The 4482-nt window shown below is 66.0% G+C and carries 6 protein-coding genes; 3 read left to right on the forward strand and 3 right to left on the reverse strand.

What is annotated here, in order from left to right; genetic code table 11:
* From AC1DYI_RS27480 to AC1DYI_RS27490, 3 genes are all read left to right on the forward strand, one after another.
* On the forward strand, positions 1-318 hold a 318-nt coding region (locus AC1DYI_RS27480), incomplete at its 5' end, for a BBE domain-containing protein (RefSeq protein ID WP_477207299.1).
* Between the two features lie 150 nt (positions 319-468).
* On the forward strand, positions 469-1017 hold the full coding sequence (locus tag AC1DYI_RS27485) for a DUF805 domain-containing protein (RefSeq protein WP_477207300.1): 549 nt from the start codon (positions 469-471) through the stop codon (positions 1015-1017).
* 169 nt (positions 1018-1186) lie between these two features.
* Positions 1187-1540, forward strand: coding sequence for an FKBP-type peptidyl-prolyl cis-trans isomerase (locus AC1DYI_RS27490; RefSeq protein ID WP_477207301.1), 354 nt, complete (start codon positions 1187-1189; stop codon positions 1538-1540).
* A 47-nt stretch (positions 1541-1587) separates the two neighbouring features.
* Here the strand turns inward: AC1DYI_RS27490 and AC1DYI_RS27495 are convergent, their stop codons facing one another.
* The 3 genes from AC1DYI_RS27495 to AC1DYI_RS27505 form a co-directional block, all read right to left on the reverse strand.
* The gene (locus tag AC1DYI_RS27495) at positions 1588-3183 is read right to left on the reverse strand and encodes an oleate hydratase (RefSeq protein WP_477207302.1); all 1596 of its coding nucleotides are present in this window, start codon (positions 3181-3183) and stop codon (positions 1588-1590) included.
* Between the two features lie 146 nt (positions 3184-3329).
* Positions 3330-3902: a Crp/Fnr family transcriptional regulator gene (locus tag AC1DYI_RS27500; RefSeq protein ID WP_477207303.1), complete on the reverse strand. Its 573-nt coding sequence runs from the start codon at positions 3900-3902 to the stop codon at positions 3330-3332.
* A gap of 6 nt (positions 3903-3908) precedes the next feature.
* Positions 3909-4482 (reverse strand): pseudouridine synthase (locus AC1DYI_RS27505; protein ID WP_477207304.1); only part of this gene is annotated, 574 nt, incomplete at its 5' end.

The following is a 4482-nucleotide window of genomic DNA, read 5'->3' on the forward strand; positions in this document are numbered from 1 at the left end:
ATGGGCGGCGCCGCAGGCCGCGTGGCGCGCGACGCCACGGCCTTCCCGCATCGCGCTGCGCTGTTCAGCGCGCAATACGTGGCGGAGTACGCGCCGGGCACCGACGCCGCCACGCTGGACGAGGCCGCCGCCTGGACCCACGGCATGCGCACGACGATGCAGGCGTGGAGCACGGGCCTGGCCTACGTGAACTACCTGGACGGCCTGCTGGAGAACCCCGCCGAGGCGTATTTCGGGGGCAACCTGGTGCAGCTGCGGGAGATCAAGCAGCGGTATGACCCGGCGGGGGTGTTCAACGCGGTGCCGGCGCTGGGGTAACACGCGAACGCCTGTGCCGAACGGCGGCCCGGGCCGTGCACTACGCCTGCATTCGCCGGTGGTCGAGAGACGCTTTGCGTGCTTCCCCTGTTCGCAGGGCCGCCCGGCGCGTGTAGCGTGCGCGGGTCGCCGACCAAGGAGGAGGACAGAGTGACGACTTCAAGCAATCCGTACGCCGCGCCGAACGCTGCGGTGGCCGACGCGCACCCCGACAGCGAAGGGGTGGGGACACTGAACCTATGGAGCGCGCGCGGCCGTATCGGCCGGCTGCGCTATGTCGCTTGGTTCACGGGCGCCTACCTTCTGTTCGGGGTGCTGATGGGCTTGCTGCCCATACTGCTCGGGTCGAGCGCCAGCGGCGCCGGCCTGGCGATGGTGAGCCTGCTGTTCATCCCGATGGGCGTGCTGTGGATCTTCTGGGCCATCCAGCGCGCGCACGACCTCGACCGCTCGGGCTGGCAGGTGCTGCTGATGTTCATCCCGGTGCTGGGCGTGATCTGGGGCTTCATCTGGGTATTCGGCCGCGGCACGCCGCACGCCAACCAATACGGCCCGCCGCCGCCGCCCAACTCGCTTGGCGTGAAGATCCTCGGCACAGTGATGCCGGTGATCTTCGTCGTCGGCATCGTGGCCGCGATCGCGTTGCCGGCCTACAGCGACTACTCCAAGCGCGCCCACGCGGCGCAGGCTTCGCATTAAGACGGGGCAGCACCAGCCGAGGCAGCCGCAACTGCCACCGAGGTGCTGTTGGGTCTCGTCGCTGGCTGCTCATGTCTCACACCAGGCCGTGTGGCCGTCCTGAGGTGGCATGATCCCCGCCTTCGCCGCGGGAAAGGCCGCGGCGCCATCGAACAGGAAAGGATCCCCCATGAGCACCCCCAGCGGCCTGCAGATCGACGATCGCGTCACCGGTAGCGGCGACACCGCCAAGGCCGGCCAGACGGTCACCGTGCACTACACCGGCTGGCTGCACGACCCGAAAGCAGCCGATGGCCGCGGCCGCAAGTTCGACTCGAGCAAGGACCGCGGCGAACCCTTCGAGTTCGCGCTCGGCGCCGGGCAGGTGATCCGCGGTTGGGACGAAGGCGTGCAGGGCATGCAGGTCGGCGGCACGCGCGTGCTGACGATCCCGKCSSASCTGGGCTAYGGCGCACGYGGCGCYGGYGGYGTGATYCCGCCGAAYGCGACGCTGGTGTTCGAGGTGGAACTGCTCGGGGTTTGAGCCTTGCAGGCCCCGCGGCCGTGATGGCGGCGGGGTCCGTGGCCGCCTTACTTCAAGGCCTTCACCAGCGCCTCGAACTGTGTTTTCACTGACTGGTCGTGCCGGATGATGGCGGGCACCTCGCGGTCGACCGCCAGCAGTTCGTAGACAGCCATCTGCGCGGCCCGCACCGAGTATTCGACGGTGAAGACCACATCGTCGGCAATCTCGACGAATTGGCTGACGAAGGCCAGGTTCGTGGAAGTCTTCGGCACCGGCAAGGGGCGGTCGCTCAGCGCGCGTGGCATGAACATGCTGGTGATGTAGGGCATGCGGCAGGGGATGCAGTTGGCCCTCGCGACAGTRTCCAGATCGAAACGCAGGTGGCCGCAGAGTTCGTGCAGGATTTCTTCGCCGCTGCAATCGTCCATCGGCTTCGCGACGAAATTGCCGACGCGGTCCGGGAACAGCGCATAGCCCCAGAACACCTGGACGTCGGCCGGCTGATCGGCAAAGTGCGGCTGATGGGCCAGCACGATGGACATCAGCCAGTTCGAGTCCTTGAAGGTCACCAGCCCGCCGGTGCCGGGCTCGTTGCCGCTGAACGCCTTCATCTTGTCGAAGAACGCGCTGTCCTTGAGCGTGACGGTGAAAGACTCCCACATCGACTCGGCAATGCTGCTGTTGAAGGCGGCCGGATTGCCGAAATCGGGCCGGCCCTCGGCCAGCTTTTCCCACAGCGTCCAGCCGCCGCTGTCTTGTTTGTTGAGCTGGGCCGGTGCGCTGTGCATCGAGCCGAGGCTGGAGGCGTCGGTCATCGAGCCGTTCTGGAAGAACACCAGGTCGCTCGCGGCGACCTCGACGCGCTCGRCCGCACCCTCACGTTGGTACTGGATGGCCGTCACGACGAACTGGCCGTCTTGTTCCTGATGTTCCAGATCGGTGACCTTGGCGCCCATCACGAACCGGACGCCCTGGGCCTGCAACCAGGCTTGCAAGGGCCGCACCAGTGAGTCGTACTGGTTGTAGACGGTGCGCTTGACGCCGCCCAGCGTCTCGATGCGCGAGAACTCGAGCATGAACCGGTGCAGGTAGCGCTTGAATTCGACCGCACTGTGCCAGGGCTGGAAGGCAAAGGTGGTGGCCCACATGAACCAGAACTCGGTCTCGAAGAACGACGGCGAGAGCCAGTCGGTGATGGCCGAGGTGCCCAGCTCTTCTTCGCTGGCGTTGCTGAGCTTGAGCAGTTCCAGTCGGTCGTGCATCGAGAAGCCCATCGATGCCACCGGCACCTTGGCCCGCTGGCGATTGACCAGGCGGGCCATTGAATGGGCCTTGTGCTTTTCATTGAAGGCCAGGGTCTCGTCGAACACGCTTCGGCCGGCGTGTTCCAGCGAAGGGATGGACTTGAACAGGTCCCAGGTGCACTCGTAGTTGTCGGTCGTGAGCATGCGCCCGCCGCGCAGCGAATAGCCACGCTCGGCGTCGCCCGCACCGTCCAGGCTGCCGCCCATCACCGGGGCGGCCTCGAAGATGGTGATGTTGGCGCCGGGCACCTGGGCGTCGCGGACCATGAAGGCGGCGGCCGCCATCGAGCCGATGCCGCCGCCCAGCAGATAGGCATTGATCTGGGCGCGTGGGGTGGTTTGAGCAGGGTTTTTCATTGAGGTGGCCATTCAAGTGAGGAGTACGGAAGGTCCGCTGGACTCCACCTGCAATGCATCGGTGGAGAGCTGCCATCAGCTTCGCCGCCGTACCTCTGGCCATCAAATGATCAGGATCAATCGGGCGGGCCCGTTCTTGATCAAGATCAAGCCCGCAGGCGTTTCCGGATCCGGCTCAATGCTTCAGGCGTGACGCCCAAGTAATGCGCTATGTCGCGCACCTGAATGCGCGGCGCCAGCGCAGGGAACGTTTTCAGGAAAGACTGATAGCGTTCCTCGGGACGCATGGTGAGCAATTCACGCTCCCGCTGCTCCTTGCGCACGATGTGCCACTCCAGCAGCTGCAGCACGGCGCGCTGCCATGCCGGGTGGTGTTCCATCAGGCGACGCAGGCTGGCGTAGTCGACCTGCTCGATCTCGCTGTCTTCGAGTGCAACGGCCGAGTAATCGGTCTTGCCACCGGAAAGCAGCACATTGGGGCAAGCAAAGAAATCGCCGTCGCCGATGAAAGACTTGATCCACTCGTCGCCCAGCCCATTGAAGTAGCTGAGCTTGACCATGCCGCGGCGCACCACATAGACAAACGGTTGCCACTCGCCCTCGGCAAAAACATCGGCGCCTTTCCCGAACTGCCCCAGGCGGAAGCTGGGCGCCAGGGTGTCCCAGTCCGGCAGCGGCCCGGCCGCGGCCTTTTCGAGAAGAAGTCGGGTCTGACGCACCCGGGGTCAGAACCTTTCGTGCGGCCCGAGGTAACGCCACTGCCCGACCGGCAGCTTGCCCAGCACGACGCTGCCGATGCGCACGCGCTTCAGGCCGACGACCTTCAGGCCGACCAGCTCGCACATGSGGCGGATCTGGCGCTTGCGGCCCTCGCGCAGCACGAAGCGCAGCTGGTCTTCGTTGGCCCAGCTGACCTTGGCGGGCTTGAGCTGCTTGTCGTCCAGCATCAGGCCGTGCTGCAGGCGGTGCAGGTCGGCCTCAGGAAACGTGCCTTCGCCCTGGTATTCCACGCGCACCAGGTACTCTTTTTCGACATCGGAGTCTTCGCCGATCAGGTGCTTGGCGATGCGGCCGTCCTGCGTCAGCACCAGCAAGCCGGTCGAATCGATGTCCAGCCGGCCGGCCGGGGCCAGGTGGCGGGCGTGGCCGGGGTGGAACGGGCGCTTGTGCGGGTCGTCCGGCCAGTGGGTGGATGCGGTCACCAGCACACTGGCCGGCTCGTAGCCGTCTTCGGCCTGGCCCGAGACGTAGCCGATCGGCTTGTTCAGCAGGATGGTGACCCGCTGCGCCTGCTGGTTG

It is taken from the genome of Ideonella sp. P3_A4, from assembly GCF_056403075.1.